This is a genomic window from Streptomyces sp. NPDC059248, from assembly GCF_042753905.1.
Taxonomy (GTDB): domain Bacteria; phylum Actinomycetota; class Actinomycetes; order Streptomycetales; family Streptomycetaceae; genus Streptomyces.
Map to the genome: position 1 here is coordinate 19923 of NZ_JBHYZV010000061.1, position 15596 is coordinate 35518.

The 15596-nt window shown below is 73.2% G+C and carries 16 protein-coding genes and 1 riboswitch; of the genes, 14 read left to right on the plus strand and 2 right to left on the minus strand.

Features of this window, described 5'->3' with window-relative positions:
* Positions 1 to 107 precede the first annotated feature (107 nt).
* The 3 genes from ACFXG1_RS24040 to ACFXG1_RS24050 all read left to right on the plus strand — a co-directional run bounded on the left by ACFXG1_RS24040 (position 108) and on the right by ACFXG1_RS24050 (position 2050).
* A complete protein-coding gene (locus ACFXG1_RS24040) occupies positions 108 to 740 on the plus strand; it encodes an ATP-dependent Clp protease proteolytic subunit (protein ID WP_384744479.1) in 633 nt (210 codons plus the stop codon).
* The gene (locus ACFXG1_RS24045; protein WP_384717857.1) at positions 737 to 1057 is read left to right on the plus strand and encodes a hypothetical protein; all 321 of its coding nucleotides are present in this window, start codon (positions 737 to 739) and stop codon (positions 1055 to 1057) included. The genes ACFXG1_RS24040 and ACFXG1_RS24045 overlap by 4 nt, the downstream gene beginning before the upstream one ends.
* 348 nt (positions 1058 to 1405) lie before the next feature.
* Positions 1406 to 1567: riboswitch (cyclic di-AMP (ydaO/yuaA leader) on the plus strand.
* A 3-nt stretch (positions 1568 to 1570) separates the two neighbouring features.
* Positions 1571 to 2050 carry a C40 family peptidase gene (locus ACFXG1_RS24050; RefSeq protein WP_384744482.1) on the plus strand — a complete coding sequence of 160 codons (480 nt, stop codon included), beginning with the start codon at positions 1571 to 1573 and terminating at the stop codon, positions 2048 to 2050.
* 181 nt (positions 2051 to 2231) lie between these two features.
* Here the strand turns inward: ACFXG1_RS24050 and ACFXG1_RS24055 are convergent, their stop codons facing one another.
* Positions 2232 to 2696, minus strand: coding sequence for an ATP-binding protein (locus tag ACFXG1_RS24055; RefSeq protein WP_384744484.1), 465 nt, complete (start codon positions 2694 to 2696; stop codon positions 2232 to 2234).
* Positions 2697 to 3020: 324 nt separating this feature from the next.
* Positions 3021 to 4181: an 8-amino-7-oxononanoate synthase gene (locus tag ACFXG1_RS24060; protein WP_384721125.1), complete on the minus strand. Its 1161-nt coding sequence runs from the start codon at positions 4179 to 4181 to the stop codon at positions 3021 to 3023.
* A 269-nt stretch (positions 4182 to 4450) separates the two neighbouring features.
* Between ACFXG1_RS24060 and bioB the strand changes: the two genes are divergently transcribed.
* The 11 genes from bioB to mug all read left to right on the plus strand — a co-directional run bounded on the left by bioB (position 4451) and on the right by mug (position 15564).
* Positions 4451 to 5779, plus strand: a complete 1329-nt coding sequence (bioB, locus tag ACFXG1_RS24065; RefSeq protein WP_384744486.1) for a biotin synthase BioB — start codon at positions 4451 to 4453, stop codon at positions 5777 to 5779.
* Positions 5772 to 7085, plus strand: a complete 1314-nt coding sequence (locus ACFXG1_RS24070; RefSeq protein WP_384718468.1) for an adenosylmethionine--8-amino-7-oxononanoate transaminase — start codon at positions 5772 to 5774, stop codon at positions 7083 to 7085. The genes bioB and ACFXG1_RS24070 overlap by 8 nt, the downstream gene beginning before the upstream one ends.
* A gap of 8 nt (positions 7086 to 7093) precedes the next feature.
* Positions 7094 to 7837 (plus strand): dethiobiotin synthase, encoded by a 744-nt coding sequence (gene bioD, locus ACFXG1_RS24075; protein ID WP_384718466.1) that lies wholly within the window; start codon positions 7094 to 7096, stop codon positions 7835 to 7837.
* Positions 7838 to 7963: 126 nt separating this feature from the next.
* Complete coding sequence (locus ACFXG1_RS24080) at positions 7964 to 8668, plus strand: class I SAM-dependent methyltransferase (protein WP_384718464.1); 705 nt, start codon at positions 7964 to 7966, stop codon at positions 8666 to 8668.
* Positions 8669 to 8762: 94 nt separating this feature from the next.
* Entirely contained in the window at positions 8763 to 9074 is a 312-nt protein-coding gene (locus tag ACFXG1_RS24085; RefSeq protein WP_384718462.1) for a hypothetical protein, read from the plus strand.
* Between the two features lie 72 nt (positions 9075 to 9146).
* Complete coding sequence (locus ACFXG1_RS24090; protein ID WP_384718460.1) at positions 9147 to 9590, plus strand: GNAT family N-acetyltransferase; 444 nt, start codon at positions 9147 to 9149, stop codon at positions 9588 to 9590.
* Between the two features lie 447 nt (positions 9591 to 10037).
* Positions 10038 to 11462: a hemolysin family protein gene (locus ACFXG1_RS24095; protein WP_384744489.1), complete on the plus strand. Its 1425-nt coding sequence runs from the start codon at positions 10038 to 10040 to the stop codon at positions 11460 to 11462.
* Positions 11459 to 12472 (plus strand): hemolysin family protein, encoded by a 1014-nt coding sequence (locus tag ACFXG1_RS24100; RefSeq protein ID WP_384744491.1) that lies wholly within the window; start codon positions 11459 to 11461, stop codon positions 12470 to 12472. Before ACFXG1_RS24095 ends, ACFXG1_RS24100 begins: the two co-directional genes overlap by 4 nt.
* A gap of 182 nt (positions 12473 to 12654) precedes the next feature.
* A complete protein-coding gene (locus ACFXG1_RS24105) occupies positions 12655 to 13464 on the plus strand; it encodes an SGNH/GDSL hydrolase family protein (RefSeq protein WP_384744494.1) in 810 nt (269 codons plus the stop codon).
* Positions 13465 to 13570: 106 nt separating this feature from the next.
* Entirely contained in the window at positions 13571 to 15004 is a 1434-nt protein-coding gene (gene purB / locus ACFXG1_RS24110) for an adenylosuccinate lyase (protein WP_384721807.1), read from the plus strand.
* Positions 15005 to 15021: 17 nt separating this feature from the next.
* On the plus strand, positions 15022 to 15564 hold the full coding sequence (gene mug / locus ACFXG1_RS24115) for a G/U mismatch-specific DNA glycosylase (protein WP_384721804.1): 543 nt from the start codon (positions 15022 to 15024) through the stop codon (positions 15562 to 15564).
* Positions 15565 to 15596 lie beyond the last annotated feature (32 nt).

A 15596-nucleotide genomic window follows, 5' to 3' on the forward strand; every position in this document is an offset into this window, starting at 1 on the left:
ACGTATCCGTTCCCACGCCTGCCAGCTTTCTGTACGTCCTGTACATTTTTTACGGATGGTCGGCCACCGCCGTCCGCCGTGTGCCAGGACCCAGGAAGAGGTACGCCATGAACCGCCCCGCCGCCCGCTACGTCCTCCCCCAGTTCACCGAGCGGACCAGTACGGGCACCCGGACCCTCGACCCGTACAGCAAGCTGCTGGAGGAGCGGATCATCTTCCTCGGGACCCCGGTGGACGACACGGCGGCCAACGACGTGATCGCCCAGTTCCTCCATCTCGAATACGCCGACCCCGACCGGGACATCGCCCTCTACCTCAACTCCCCCGGCGGCTCGCCGAGCGCGGCGCTGGCGGTCTACGACACCATGCAGGTCATCACCTGCGATGTGGAGACCACCTGCATCGGCCAGGTCGCCGCGGCGGCGGCCCTGCTGCTCGCGGCCGGGGCGCCGGGCAAGCGCATGGCCCTGCCGGGCGCGCGGATCGTGCTCCAGCAGCCCGCCCTCGACGAACCGATGCGGGGCATGCCGTCCGATCTGGAGATCGGGGCACGGGAACTGCTGCGCCAGCGCGCCCAGACCGTGGAGTTGCTGGCCCGCCACACCGGCCGCGAGGAGGAGCTGATCGCGGCGGATCTGGAGCGCGACCTCTTCCTGGACGCGGCGAGCGCACGGGAGTACGGCCTGGTGGACCATGTGATCGACAGCCGGAAGGCGTCCCGGTCCGGCGGCTCGCGATGACCCCGTCCGTCCCCCGGCCCGAGCTTCCACCCCTGCCCCCGCTCACCCGCGCCGAGGGGGAGTTGCTCGACGCCTATCTCGCCGTCGCCGATCTGGTCGGGCGGATCAACCCGGCCCGCTCGGAACACACCTACGGCGCACTGCGCGCCGCGCAGGCCCTGGTGGCGCGGGCGATCGAGCTCCGGGACGCCCTGACGCTGATGCACCACCGGGGGGAGAGCGAGCTGCATACCGCGACCCTCGCCAGGGCCCTGCGCGTCCTCGACGGCGAAAGGCGGACATTCCGCGTCACGATTCCCGTACCGCCGCCGCGCTGACGATCCGTCGACCGTCCGTCAACCGCCGAACGAGTGGGATAACTCCTCCCTCGATCGGTGGAGTCGGACCACGGGTAACAACTACGGTCGAGTTGCGCCGGAGCGACGATCCCTCTAACGGACAGTCGTATTCCCGGCCTGGTAAGGGGCCCTTCGGGCGTCCATGACGGGCCGTCGGGACGGTCGGATTCATACGAACGGCGCATTCGTGTTGAAACTCACATATCGCCGTTTTGACTTCGAAATCCGGCACTTGATGGGTCAAGATCCGGGGGACGACAAGCCCCCGTCACCTCGGCGGGGCGGTCCGGGCGGACGCCGAGTCCTGCCGCTGTCCCGGATGACTGGTCGACAGAAGTGCATTCGGCAGGAGTGGAGGACCCAGGCAGTACGGGGCCGCCGGAGCGATCGATCCGGATGTCCCTCGGGGTGAAGCCGCGTCAGCGGCCGGGCACCTTCGTCCGCCCGAACCCGACAGGTCATCCTTCACAGGCGGCTGACGAAGGGTTGCGCATGAGTGCGCAGATGAACGTCCCGTCTCTGCTCAGCCGGGCGGGCGCCGTGTCCGCACTGACCGTCGCGGCGCTCGGTGGCTCGATGCTCGTACCGGGCGGAACGCCGGAGGCACAGGCCGCCGCCACGGCGCACGCGGGCAAGGCGCTCAAGGTCGCCGCGTCCAAGAAGGGGGCACCGTACAGGTACGGTGCGGTGGGCCCGTCCCGCTTCGACTGCTCGGGGCTGACGGTCTACTCGTACAAGCAGGCGGGCAAGAAGCTTCCGCGGACCGCCCAGCAGCAGTACAACAAGACCCGCAAGATCTCCGTGAAGTCGCGTCAGGCCGGGGACCTGGTCTTCTTCCACGGCCGGGGTGGTGTCTACCACGTGGGGATATACGCCGGGAAGGGGAAGATCTGGCACTCGCCCAAGAGGGGTTCGTGGGTGAAGCTGGACAAGATCTGGACCAAGAGCGTCTCCTACGGGCGCGTCAAGTGACAGCCCCGCGGAACTGAGCCCTACGCCGGCTCCGGGGCGCCGGCTCCGGGACCGGAGCAGGTCCGGTGGCCCCCGAGGCGCCTCGGGGGCTTCCGGCGGCCTTACCGCCCGGTCCCGGGCTTCCCCGGCCCTCTCCGACCCGGCGGGGTTCCCGGCCGCCGGAGAGGCGGCGTTCCGCGCGTTACGGCGCGCCGGTCCGGTCCGTCCGGCCGTACCCGTCCGGTACGGCCGGGGCCCACGGCAGGGCCACCCAGACCGTCTTACCGCCGTCCGGGGTCGGAGTGACCGTCAGCCGGCCGCCGCTGTGGGCGGTGAGGCTGCGGACGATGACCATGCCCCGGCCGTTGTCCTGCCGGACGGCGGCGGGCAGCCGCTGCGGCCGCCGGGGATGGCTGTCCGTCACCCCGATCCTCAGCTCCTCGTCCCGCTCCAGCAGCAGATCCACGGTGAAGGTCGGCGACTGGCCGAAGGTGTGCTGCACCGCGTTGGTCGTCAGCTCGGAGACGATCAGCCGGACCGTGTCGACGGCTTCCCCGCCGGGCGGCAGACCCCACTCCGTGACGACGTCGGTGACATGTCCGCGTGCCACGGACACCGACGCCGGGTCGCTGGGCAGGGTGATCGAGCTCTCCAGAAGATCCGCCATGGCGACGCCGTCCCTTTCCAGCCGCGGCCGTGCTTTCCGACGCCCCCGCTGCCCGGCCTCCGCCGGGCAGGCGGAAGACCGCGCGGACGGCCGCGGCTCACGCCGAGCGTCGGACTGTCCCTCATCCTCCCGCCGCAGGCACGATCCGCCAAGATCTGTGGACAACTGTCGCTCGAAGCGGTGAACTCTGCGACGCAAGACCGTTTTTGGCCATAATGGGACGCATATGTCCGGCCCCGGGCCCGATATTCGACGTCCCATTCGTCCCGCCCGCCGTTCCGTCCGCCGTGCCCTTCGGTGTTCCGGGACCGGTCGGGCGGGTGCTCAGATCCGGGCTACGGCCCCGGGCGGCGCGGTCGCGACCACCGTGGCGACAGCCGAAGCCAGCTGCTCGTCCGTCAGATCGGCCCGTGCCGTCAGCCGGATCCGGGAGATACCGTCCGGCACCGAAGGCGGCCGGAAACAGCCCACCTGGAGTCCGGCCGCGAGGCAGTCGGCGGCCCACCGTACGGCGGCCGCCGGCGAGGGGGCCCGTACCGACACCACCGCGGCGTCGGGTCGCGCCGCGGTCAGTCCCGCCGCGGTGAGCCGGGTGTACAGGGTGCCCGCGACCGCCCGGACCCGGTCGGCCCGGCCCGGCTCCCGCCGCAGCAGCCGCAGGGACTCCCGGGCCGCGCCCACGGCCGCCGGCGCGAGCCCGGTGTCGAAGATGAACGTCCGGGCGGTGTTGACCAGATGGGCGATCACCCGGGCCGGGCCGAGCACCGCGCCGCCCTGGCTGCCCAGGGACTTGGAGAGGGTCACCGTCGCGACCACCCCCGGGCGCCCGGCGATCCCGGCGGCGTACGGCGTACCGCGCCCGCCGTCGCCGAGGACGCCGAGCCCGTGCGCGTCGTCCACCAGGAGCGCCGCGCCCCGTCCCGCGGTGATCGCCGCGAGTTCGGCCAGTGGAGCCGCGTCGCCGTCGACGGAGAACACGGCGTCCGTGACGACCAGCACGCGCCGCCCCGGACGCGCGTCGAGGATCTTGCGTACGGCATCGGGGTCGCCGTGGGCCGCGATCTCCGTCTCCGCCCTGGCGAGACGGCAACCGTCGACGATGGAGGCGTGGTTGGCCGCGTCCGAGACGATCAGCGACCCCCGGCCGCCGAGGGCCGTGACCGCGGCCAGGTTGGCCGCGTAGCCGGACGCCAGGACGAGCGCGGCCTCGAAGCCGCAGAACGCGGCGAGTTCGCGTTCGAAGTCGGCGTGCAGGGCCGTACTGCCGGTGACGAGCCGCGAGCCGGTGGCGCCCGCGCCCCAGCGGTGCGCGGCAGCAGCGGCGGCGGCCACGACCTCGGGGTGCCGGGTGAGGCCCAGATAGTCGTTGCCCGCGAGATCGAGGGCCACCGGGTCCGCGGGGCGCGGGCGGAGGGCCCGGACGAGTCCGGCGCGCTCCCGGCGCTCGGATTCCTCGTCGAGCCAGTCGAAGGGGTCCTGGGCCATGGTCTCGCGCTCCCCGCTCGGTCGCTTCTCCGCCGGTTCACCTGGTTCATCTGGTTCACCGGGCTTGCCCACGAGCCCGGCCGTCCGGCCGTACCCGGTCGCGGGCAGCGCTACCGGCCCGCCCGGCCGACCGCTCGTTTTGTAGGCAGCTCACAGAGGCTAACCGGGTGCGCCCCCGCTCCCCATGTGGTCATACACACACTTCGTCGTCGGTCTCTTGTGAGTTTCCGACTTTCCCGCGGGGAGTCCGGTAGGCCAGGATCGGCGCCATGGAGCTTCTCGACAGGCTGGTGGAGAAGGGGCTGCGGCGTGAGCCGCCGACCCGGGACGAGGCGCTGGCGGTACTGGCGACCTCCGACGACGACGTACTCGACGTGGTGGCCGCGGCGGGCCGGGTGCGCCGTCAGTGGTTCGGCCGGCGGGTGAAACTCAACTATCTCGTCAATCTGAAGTCGGGACTGTGTCCCGAGGACTGCTCGTACTGCTCGCAGCGGCTCGGTTCGACCGCGGGGATCCTCAAGTACACCTGGCTGAAGCCGGAGGAGGCGTCGCAGGCCGCCGCCGCGGGGGTCGCGGGCGGCGCCAAGCGGGTCTGTCTGGTGGCGAGCGGGCGCGGTCCGACGGACCGCGATGTGGAGCGGGTGTCCCGCACCATCGAAGCGATCAAGGACCAGAACGAGGAGGTGGAGGTCTGCGCCTGCCTCGGACTGCTCTCCGCGGGGCAGGCGGAGCGGCTGCGGGAGGCCGGAGCCGACGCGTACAACCACAATCTCAACACCTCCGAGGCGACCTACGCCGGGATCACCACCACCCATACCTACGAGGACCGGGTGGACACCGTGCGGCAGGCGCGGACGGCCGGTCTCTCCGCCTGTTCGGGGCTGATCGCGGGGATGGGCGAGACGGACGACGACCTGGTCGACGTCGTCTTCGCCCTGCGGGAGCTGGACCCGGACTCCGTTCCGGTGAACTTCCTCATCCCCTTCGACGGCACCCCCCTGGCGAAGGAGTGGCATCTGACGCCGCAGCGCTGTCTGCGGATCCTGGCGATGGTGCGGTTCGTCTGCCCGGATGTGGAGGTACGGCTCGCGGGGGGCCGGGAGATCCATCTCCGTACCCTCCAGCCGCTCGCGCTCCATCTCGCCAACTCCGTCTTCCTCGGCGACTACTTGACGAGTGAGGGCCAGGCCGGCAAGGCCGATCTGGAGATGATCGCCGACGCGGGCTTCGAGGTGGAGGGCGCGGGGACCACGACGTTGCCGCCGCATCGCGCGGGCGGCGGGGTCTGCGGCGGCGGCCACACGGAGGCCGTGGAGGGCACCGCCGGAGGCGGCTGCGGAGGGGCGGCGGGCTGCGGCACGGCGTGCGGCCCGGCCGGGACCGGCACCGGCACCGGCACCGGGACGGCCGAGGACGCCGCCGGGACGGCCGGGACCGGGCGCGTCGGAGGCACGGGCCGCGCGAAAGGCCCGGCGGAAGGCCCGGGAGAGGGCGCGGCCGGCGAGGCGGAGGCCCCCGACTCCGTACCCAGGCCGCGGACCGATCTGGTGGCGGTACGCCGCCGGGGCGCGGGCACCGGGGTGGCGCCCAATGCCTGAGCTGCCCCTCCCCGGGCTGCCGGTCCCCGAACTGCTGGCGCTCGACCGGGCGCACGTCTGGCATCCGTACGCGCCGATGCCCGGCCGTACCGACCCCCTCGTCGTCGCCTCGGCCTCCGGGGTGAGGCTGCGGCTCGCGGAGCCGGTCCACGGCCGCCGGGAGCTGATCGACGGCATGGCGTCCTGGTGGTCGGCGCTGCACGGCTACAACCACCCCGTCCTGAACGAGGCGGCGCGCGGCCAGCTGGAGCGGATGAGCCATGTGATGTTCGGCGGGCTCACCCACGAGCCCGCCGTCCGGCTCGCGACCCGGCTGGTGGAGATCACGCCCGAGCCGCTGCGCCATGTCTTCCTCAGCGACTCGGGGTCGGTCTCCGTCGAGGTCGCGGTGAAGATGTGCCTCCAGTACTGGCGTTCGGCCGGGCGGCCCGCCAAGCGGCGGCTGCTGACCTGGCGCGGCGGCTACCACGGCGACACCTGGCAGCCGATGTCGGTGTGCGACCCCGACGGCGGGATGCACCGGCTGTGGTCCGGGGTGCTGCCGGAGCAGTTGTTCGCCGACGCGCCGCCGCCCGGGGTCGACGCGTACGACGCCGCGTACGCCGACCATCTCCGGGACATGGTGGCCCGGCACGCGGACGAGGTGGCGGCGGTCGTCGTCGAGCCCGTGGTGCAGAACGCGGGCGGGATGCGGTTCCACAACCCGGCCTATCTGCGGGTGCTGCGGGAGGTGTGCGACGCGTACGACGTCCTGCTGGTGTTCGACGAGATAGCCACCGGCTTCGGCCGTACGGGCACCCTGTTCGCGGCGGAGCGGGCGGCGGTCTCGCCCGATGTGATGTGTCTGGGCAAGGCGTTGACCGGCGGCTATGTCTCGATGGCGGCGACGCTGTGCACCCCTCGGATCGCCGAGGGGATCTCCCGGGGCGAGTTCCCGGTCCTGGCGCACGGCCCCACGTTCATGGCCAATCCGCTGGCGGCGTCGATCGCGTACGCCTCGATCGGGCTGCTGCTGGACCAGGACTGGGCGTTCGAGGTCAAGCGGATCGAGGGCGCGCTGCGGGAGGGTCTGGCGCCCGCGGCCGAGCTGCCGGGGGTCGTGGACGTGCGGGTGCTCGGCGCGATCGGGGTGGTCCAGCTCGACCACCCGGTGGACATGGCGGCGGCCACGGCCGCGGCGGTCCGCGCGGGTGTCTGGCTGCGGCCGTTCAACAACCTGGTGTACGTGATGCCGCCGTTCGTGATGGGCGACGAGGACCTGGGCACGGTGTGCGAAGCGGTCGTCGCGGCGGCCGCGGCGGGGTGAGGCGGAGCATGGGCGAAGGGATGCGGGACGGTACGGGCCCGGGGGTCGTAGTGGTCTCCGGGACGGGGACCGAGATCGGGAAGACCGTGGTCACGGCCGCGGTCGCGGCGCTCGCGCGCCGGCGCGGGCGGAGCGTGGCGGTGGTGAAGCCCGCGCAGACCGGGGTCGGGGCCGGGGAGCCCGGCGATGTGGCCGAGGTGACGCGGCTGGCGGGCCCGGTGTACGGGATCGAGCTGGCCCGCTATCCGGACCCACTGGCTCCGGCGACGGCGGCCCGGCGGGCGGGGGCGGCGGTCGTACGGCCCGGGGACGCGGCCGACGCGGTCGCGAAGGCGGCGGTCGAGCACGAGCTGGTGCTGGTGGAGGGCGCGGGCGGCCTGCTCGTCCGGTTCGACGAGGACGGCGGCACGCTCGCCGATGTCGCCGTGCTGATGGGCGCGCCGGTACTGATCGTGGCGCCCGCCGGGCTCGGCACGCTCAACGGGGTCGCGCTGACGGCGGAGGCGCTGCGGTCGCGGGGCGTGCTGCCGCTGGGGGTGGTCGTGGGCAGCTGGCCCGGCGCCCCGGATCTGGCGGCGCGCTGCAATCTGGCCGATCTCCCCGCCGTCGCGGACGCGCCGCTGCTGGGCGCGGTCCCCGAGGGCGCGGGGGCGCTGCCGCCGGAGGTGTTCCGCGCCCGCGCGGCCCGGTGGCTGGCGCCGGAGCTGGGCGGGGAGTGGGACGCGGCGGCCTTCACGGCCGCGATGGGGTGAGGGCGCGCGTCTTCCCGCTTCCGGCATCGGCGCGGCCCCGCGCGGATGCCCGTGTCGTGGTGGTGTCCTGTACGGGCCCCGGGGGGACAATGGCCCTGACGCGTCCGCCCGCCGAGGAGGCCAGCGATGTCCGTGCGCAGAACGCCGACGGCGCCCGGGGACGCCGTGCGCCATCCGCTGTTCTCCCGGTTCTACGCCCGGTTCAGTGTCCGCCTCGACACCCGGGCCGGGATCGCGGAGTACCGGCGGGAGCTGCTCGACGGGCTGTCCGGCCGGGTGATCGAGATCGGCGCGGGCAACGGTCTGAACTTCGCGCACTATCCGCGCGCCGTGTCGGAGGTCGTCGCCGTCGAGCCGGAGCCGGTTCTGCGGGCGTTGGCGCTGGAGGCGGCGCGGCGGGCCGACGTGCCGGTGGACGTGGTGCCGGGTACGGCGGAGGCGCTGCCGGTGAAGGCGGAGGCGTTCGACGCCGCCGTGGTGTCGCTGGTGCTGTGTTCCGTACGGGATGTCCCGCGCGCACTCGCCGAACTGCGGCGGGTGCTGCGGCCGGGCGGTGAGCTGCGGTTCTTCGAACACGGACCGGCCTCGTCACCGGGCATGGTCCGGGTGCAGCGGGCCCTGGACGCGACGGTGTGGCCCCGGCTCTTCGGCGGCTGCCATACGTCCCGGGACACGCTCGCGGCACTGGACGCGGCGGGCTTCGACCTGGGTAGGTACCGGCGGCTGACGGTGCCCCGGGGCGGTGAGCGGATGCCGACGTCCGCGTGCGTGCTGGGGGTGGCCCGCCGCCCGTTCCCGGTACCGGACGCCGCCGGTTCCGAATCCGTCTGACGTCGTCCGTACGGGTCGGCGAACGTACGGGAAGGTGAACGTACGGGTCGGCGGCGCCGGGAACCCCCGGCGGGGCACCGGGCGTTGAGCGGATGTGCCGACCATCGTGCTGTGGATCGCGGGCGGGGTCGCCGCTACGGGCGTGGGCGCCCTGGCCGTGGACCGGGTGCTGCTGTGGGCCGAGGCCCGGCGCTGGATCTACTGGCGCCGGACCAAGACGCTGTCGTCCATCGGCGTCGACATGCTGAGGGACACGGACCCGACGGTTCGGGCCGTCGCCCTGTCGATGGAGCGGGAAGGAGCCCGGCGGAACGTCCGCCCGGCCGAGGACCCGCCGTTCCGGCTGGACCTGGACGCGGGAACCGTCCGCATACGCCGCCCGCGGCCCGCCGACGACTCCGGGTGAGGGTCTGCCGCGCGCCCGTGTGCCCCGGGAAAATGGTGGCGGGCCGAACCCCGGCCGTGCTTGGGTCGGACCATGACCGACCAGCTCATACGTACCCGTACCGCCCGAGCCGACGAGGCCGGGACCGTTCTGCGGTTCTGGAAGGAGGCGGCCGAGGGGACGAGCATCACGGACGACACCGAGGGTGTCACCGCGTTGATCACCCGCGACCCGGAGGCGCTCATCCTCGCGGAGACCGCCGACGGCACCCTGGTCGGTTCGGTGATCGCCGGGTACGACGGCTGGCGCTGCTCCCTCTACCGGCTCGCCGTCCTGCCCGCGTACCGCAGGCGCGGTGTGGGATCGGCCCTGCTGGCGGCGGCCGAGCGGCGGTTCACGGCGGTGGGCGGGCGGCGTGGTGACGCGATGGTGCTGGAGACGAACGAGCCCGCGCACCGGGCCTGGGCGGCGGCCGGATACCACCGTGAGGACCACTGGCGGCGCTGGGTGAAGCTCTTCTCCGTGCCGGGCGTCTGAGCCCACCCGGGCCTCCCGGGCGCCGGCACCGCCCGGCACGGCCCCGCGACGCCGTGGCCGGGTCGCCCGTACGGGGGACCCGGCGCGCGAGGCGGGCGGGGCACCGAGCCGGCGATCCGGCCACTGGGCTCCCCTGGGCCGTGTCCGTACGGGAGGGTCCGGCGGTCGGCGCCCGTGTGGCCTCGGCCACGGGCCCTCGGCACACGGGCCCCGGGGATGTCACGATGGACCGGGCGCCCCGGACGGCGCCCGGTCCTCCCCGTCCCGGCACCGGCCGGGAACCTCCCCCGAGGCTCCGTGAAGGCACTTTGCCGGTCCTTTACTATGGGGGGACCCATCTGTCGTCATCGAGGAAAGGTGTGAGCGTCCGTCCATGGACGAGCCTCCCAGTAGCAGACATCGATTCCGCCTCCCGACCCCGCCCCGCCGTGGGACGGAGGTGACCCGATGACCGAATTGCTCCTCCTGTTCGTGGCGCTGCTGCTCTCCCTCGCGTGCGGTGTGTTCGTCGCGGCGGAGTTCTCCCTCACCACCGTGGAGCGGTCGGATCTCGAAGCCGCCGTGGCACGCGGTGAGCGGGGCGCCGCCGGCGCCCTGAAGGCCGTGAAGGGGCTGACGTTCCAGCTCTCCGGCGCACAGCTCGGCATCACCGTGACCAACCTGATCGTCGGCATGCTCTCCGAGCCGTCGATCGCCAAGATCATCCGCGGCCCGGTCGAAGACCTGGGCCTCTCCCCGTCCGTGGCGTCGTCCGTGGCGCTCGTCCTCGGTACGGCCATGTCGACGGTCGTCCTGATGGTCGTCGGCGAGCTGGTCCCGAAGAACTGGGCGATCTCGTCGCCCCTCGCGGTGGCCAAGGTGGTGGCGCCCGCCCAGCGGCTGTTCACCGCCGCGTTCAAGCCGCTGATCAGCCATCTCAACAACACCGCCAACCGGATCCTGCGCCGTCTGGGCATGGAGCCGACCGAGGAGCTGGCCTCCGCTCGCAGCCCCCAGGAACTGGTCGCCCTCGCCCGGCACTCGGCGAAGGAGGGCGCGCTGGAGGCGGATACGGCCGAGCTGTTCGTCCGTACGCTGAATCTGGCCGAGCTGACCGCGGAGAACGTCATGACCCCGCGGGTCCAGGTCACGTCCCTGGATGTGCAGGCCACGGTGGAGGACGTCGCCAACGCGACCCGGGCCACCGGCCTGTCCCGCTTCCCGGTCTACCGCGGCAATCTGGACACCGTCGTCGGTATCGCCCATATCAAGGACGTCCTGGCGATCCCCGCCGACCAGCGGCCCCGCAAGAGCGTCTCCGAGGTGCTGCGCGAACCGCTGCTCGTCCCGGAGACCCTCACCGTGGACCGGCTCCTCGACCGCCTCGGCGGTCGCTCCACCATGGCCGTCGTCATCGACGAGTACGGCGGTACGGCCGGCGTGGTCACCATGGAGGACATCGTCGAGGAGGTCGTCGGCGAGGTCCGCGACGAGCACGATCCGCAGGAGACCCCGGATCTCGCCCCCGCCGGGCGGGACGCCGACGGCCGGTCCCTGTGGTCGGCGGACGGCGCCGCCCGCACCGACCAGCTGGAGCGGGTCGGTCTGAAGGCCCCGGACGGGCCGTACGAGACCCTGGCCGGGCTCATCGCCACCGAACTGGGCCGGATCCCGGTCGAGGGCGACCGGATCGATCTCCTCGGCTGGCGCCTCGACGTGGTCGACGCGTCGGGACGGCGGGCCGCGCGGGTGCTGATGCACGCGCCGCTGCCGGAGGCCGGCGAGGACGGTCCCGAGACCGGTGGACACCGGGAACGGAAGGAACGGGCGGGGCACGGCGCCGCCGGGGCGGACCGCGCGTCCGGCCGTGACGCCGGGGAGGCCGGACGATGACCACGATCCAATTGCTCATCGGTCTGGCGACCCTGTTCGTCAACGCCTTTTTCGTCGGTGCGGAGTTCGCCCTGATCTCCGTGCGCCGCAGCCAGATCGAGCCGGAGGCCGAGGCGGGCAACCGCCGCGCCAAGAGCGTCCTGTGGGGTCTGGAGCATGTATCGGCCCTGCTGGCGGCGGCCCAGCTCGGTATCACCCTGTGCACCCTGGTGCTCGGTATCGTCGCCGAGCCCGCCATCGCCCATCTGCTGGAGCCGGTGTTCCACTCCCTGGGCGTACCGGAGGGGCTGATCCATCCGATCTCGTTCGTGATCGCGCTGGCTCTCGCCACCTATCTGCACATGCTCCTCGGCGAGATGGTGCCGAAGAACATCGCGCTGGCCGAACCGGCCCGCACGGCGCTGGTCCTCGGCCCGCCGCTGGTCGCGCTGGCCCGGGCGCTGCGTCCGGTGATCTTCACCATCAACGCCTTCGCCAACACCCTGCTGAAGCTGCTGCGGGTGGAGACGAAGGACGAGGTCGCGGCGACGTTCTCGGACGACGAGCTGGCCCGTATGGTCGCCGACTCCGGCACCGCCGGGCTGCTCGACGACCGGGCCGCCGAACGGCTCAGGGACGCCCTGGAGCTGGGGCGCCGACCGGTGCGGGACGTGGTGATGCCCGAGGAGCGGGTGGTGTACGCCCGGGCCGGGACGACTCCGGAGCAGCTGGAGCTGCTGTCGGCGGAGTCCGGCTTCTCCCGCTTCCCGGTGGTCGACTCCGGCCGCACCATCCTCGGCTACCTCCATGTGAAGGACGCCCTGGACGCGATGCCGCGCGATGTGGCCTTCCCGGTGACGGCCATGCGGCCGATCGCCCGGGTCCGGGCGACGACGCCGCTGGACGACGTCCTCACGGCGATGCAGCGCAGCGGTACGCATCTGGCCGCGGTGCTCGACGAGGACGACGCCCCGGAGGGTCTGGTGACCATGGAGGACGTGCTGCGCGAGCTGGTGGGCCGCACGGACTGACCTGACGCACGCCGGCACCGGGGACCGGACGCCGGACACGACAGGGGCGGCCCGTTCCGTACTCCTCGGGGAGTCACGGGGCGGGCCGCCGCGGTGTTCCCGGCCCCGCGGGGCCAGGGCGCCCGGCGGAGGGTCCGGTGCCCGGCGGGCGGGTGGCTACCGCGCGGTAGGATCGGCCCGCCATGGAGATCAACGCCGACGCTTCGGGCCATCGCGGCCCCACGAGTCTCGTCGCCCTGGGCGACTCCTTCACCGAGGGCATGTCGGATCTGCGCCCTGACGGTTCGTACCGCGGCTGGGCCGATCTGCTGGCCGCCCGGCTCGCGGCCCGCTCCCCCGGTTTCCGCTACGCCAATCTCGCGGTACGCGGCAAGCTGCTCGGGCAGATCGTCGAGGCCCAGGTGCCCCCGGCCGCGGCCATGCGGCCCGATGTGATCACTTTCGTGGGCGGGCTCAACGACGTCCTGCGCCCCAGGATCGACATGGACCGGGTGCGCGACCTGCTGGAGCGGGCGGTCGGGACGCTGGCCCCGAACTGCGGCCGTCTGGTGCTGATGCACAGCCCCGGCCGCCACGGTCCGCTGCTGGACGCGGGCAGGCCGCGCATGGAGGAGCTGTACGCCCACCTCGATCTGCTGGCGGCCCGGCACGGCGCGGTGGTGGTCGATCTGTACGGCGCGCCCGTACTCGGCGATTCCCGGCTCTGGGACGCGGACCGGCTGCATCTGACGGCCGAGGGGCACCGGCGGGTCGCCGAGGCCGTCTGGCAGGCGCTGGGGCTGCCCGCCGAGGACGACTGGCGCGCCCTCCTGCCGCCCGGCGCCCCGCCGGGCTGGGGCACCCGCCGCGCGGCGGACCTGCGGTTCGCCCGGCGCCATCTCGCGCCGTGGATCGGCCGCCGGCTGACCGGCCGCTCCTCGGGCGACGGCCGCCCGGCCAAACGCCCCGATCTGCTCCCGTACGACTCCGGAACCGGGAGCGCTCCCCGCTGACCGTGCCGGTCCCGGCCCGGCGCGCGGACCCCCGCGTCGGGTCCGGCCCGCGGACCGGCGCGATGGCCCGGTCGGATCGCCAGTAGAATCCGGCCACGTGACTGCTGTGTCTGCGAAGCCCCGCATCCCCAATGTCCTGGCCGGACGGTACGCCTCCGCCGAACTGGCCGCCCTGTGGTCCCCCGAGCAGAAGGTGAGGCTGGAGCGACAGCTCTGGCTCGCGGTGCTGCGCGCCCAGCGCGATCTCGGTATCGACGTCCCCGAGTCCGCCGTCGCGGACTACGAACGCGTACTCGACCAGGTCGACCTGGCGTCGATCGCGGAGCGCGAGAAGGTCACGCGGCACGACGTGAAGGCGCGGATCGAGGAGTTCAACGCGCTCGCGGGCCATGAGCAGGTCCACAAGGGCATGACCTCCCGCGATCTCACCGAGAACGTGGAGCAGCTCCAGATCCGGCTCTCCCTGGAGCTGGCCAGGGACCGCACGGTCGCCGTGCTCGCCCGGCTCTCCCGGCTCGCCGCCGACCACTCCGAGCTGGTGATGGCGGGCCGCTCCCACAATGTGGCCGCGCAGGCGACGACGCTGGGGAAGCGGTTCGCCACGGCCGCCGACGAGCTGCTGGCCGCGTTCGGGCGGCTGGAGGAGCTGATCGCGCGCTATCCGCTGCGCGGGATCAAGGGCCCGGTCGGTACGGCCCAGGACATGCTCGACCTGCTCGGCGGCGACGCCGGGAAGCTGGCGGAGCTGGAGCGGCGCGTCGCCGGCCATCTGGGCTTCGGCCGGGCGTTCACCTCGGTGGGCCAGGTCTACCCCCGCTCCCTCGACTACGACGTGGTCACGGCCCTGGTCCAGCTGGCCGCCGCGCCCTCGTCGCTGGCGAAGACGATCCGGCTGATGGCCGGGCACGAGCTGGTCACCGAGGGGTTCAAGCCGGGCCAGGTCGGCTCGTCCGCGATGCCGCACAAGATGAACACCCGCTCCTGCGAGCGCGTCAACGGGCTGATGGTGATCCTGCGCGGCTACGCGTCGATGACCGGGGAGCTGGCGGGCGACCAGTGGAACGAGGGCGATGTGTCCTGCTCGGTGGTGCGCCGGGTCGCGCTGCCGGACGCCTTCTTCGCCTTCGACGGACTGCTGGAGACCTTCCTGACGGTCCTCGACGAGTTCGGTGCCTTCCCGGCCGTGATCGCCCGGGAGCTGGACCGCTATCTGCCGTTCCTGGCCACCACCAAGGTGCTGATGGGCGCGGTACGGGCCGGGGTGGGCCGGGAGGAGGCGCACGAGGTCATCAAGGAGCACGCGGTGGCGTCGGCGCTGGCGATGCGGGAGAAGGGCGCCGAGCGGAACGAGCTGCTGGACCGGCTGGCGGCGGACGAACGCATTCCGCTGGACCGGGCGGCGCTGGACGCGCTGATGGCGGACCGGCTGTCGTTCACGGGCGCCGCCGCGGCCCAGGTCGCGGACGTGGTCTCGCGGGTCGACGAGGTGGCCGGGCGGTATCCGGCCGCCGCCGGGTACACCCCCGGATCGATCCTCTGACGGCTCGGCCGGCGTCCGTGCCGCTGCCGTCGCCCGAGGAGCTGCGGGCCGCCCGTGACGGCGTCGTCGACGACGTCGTGGCGGCCGGGCTCTCGGTCCTGTTCTGCGGGATCAACCCGAGCCTGATGTCCGCGGTGACCGGCCACCACTTCGCCCGGCCCGGCAACCGGTTCTGGCCGGTGCTCCAGCTGTCGGGGTTCACCCCCCGGCGGCTGGCCCCGGCCGAGCAGGGCGAGCTGCTCTCGTACGGTCTGGGGATCACCAATGTCGTGGCGCGGGCGACCGCGCGCGCCGACGAGGTGTCCCCGGCGGAGTTCCGGGAGGGCGGTCGGCTGCTGCGGGACAAGGTGGAGCGGCTGCGGCCCCGGTGGCTGGCGGTCGTCGGCGTCACCGCCTACCGCGTGGCCTTCGCGGAGCCGAAGGCCCGGATCGGTCCGCAGGAGCGGACGATCGGCGGGACGGGGGTCTGGGTGCTGCCGAATCCGAGCGGGCTCAACGCGCACTGGACGGCGCGGACCATGGCCGAGGAGTACGGGCAGCTGCGGGAGGCGGCCCGATGACGCGAGGCGCGGGGCGGTTTCCGGGGATCTTG

Bases quoted from the DNA above. Each gene is read 5' to 3' on its own strand.
- ACFXG1_RS24040 (WP_384744479.1), top strand. From the start codon at position 108: ATGAACCGCCCCGCCGCCCGCTACGTCCTCCCCCAGTTCACCGAGCGG.
- ACFXG1_RS24045 (WP_384717857.1), top strand. From the start codon at position 737: ATGACCCCGTCCGTCCCCCGGCCCGAGCTTCCACCCCTGCCCCCGCTC.
- ACFXG1_RS24050 (WP_384744482.1), top strand. From the start codon at position 1,571: ATGAGTGCGCAGATGAACGTCCCGTCTCTGCTCAGCCGGGCGGGCGCC.
- ACFXG1_RS24055 (WP_384744484.1), bottom strand. From the start codon at position 2,696: ATGGCGGATCTTCTGGAGAGCTCGATCACCCTGCCCAGCGACCCGGCG.
- ACFXG1_RS24060 (WP_384721125.1), bottom strand. From the start codon at position 4,181: ATGGCCCAGGACCCCTTCGACTGGCTCGACGAGGAATCCGAGCGCCGG.
- bioB (WP_384744486.1), top strand. From the start codon at position 4,451: ATGGAGCTTCTCGACAGGCTGGTGGAGAAGGGGCTGCGGCGTGAGCCG.
- ACFXG1_RS24070 (WP_384718468.1), top strand. From the start codon at position 5,772: ATGCCTGAGCTGCCCCTCCCCGGGCTGCCGGTCCCCGAACTGCTGGCG.
- bioD (WP_384718466.1), top strand. From the start codon at position 7,094: ATGGGCGAAGGGATGCGGGACGGTACGGGCCCGGGGGTCGTAGTGGTC.
- ACFXG1_RS24080 (WP_384718464.1), top strand. From the start codon at position 7,964: ATGTCCGTGCGCAGAACGCCGACGGCGCCCGGGGACGCCGTGCGCCAT.
- ACFXG1_RS24090 (WP_384718460.1), top strand. From the start codon at position 9,147: ATGACCGACCAGCTCATACGTACCCGTACCGCCCGAGCCGACGAGGCC.
- ACFXG1_RS24095 (WP_384744489.1), top strand. From the start codon at position 10,038: ATGACCGAATTGCTCCTCCTGTTCGTGGCGCTGCTGCTCTCCCTCGCG.
- ACFXG1_RS24100 (WP_384744491.1), top strand. From the start codon at position 11,459: ATGACCACGATCCAATTGCTCATCGGTCTGGCGACCCTGTTCGTCAAC.
- ACFXG1_RS24105 (WP_384744494.1), top strand. From the start codon at position 12,655: ATGGAGATCAACGCCGACGCTTCGGGCCATCGCGGCCCCACGAGTCTC.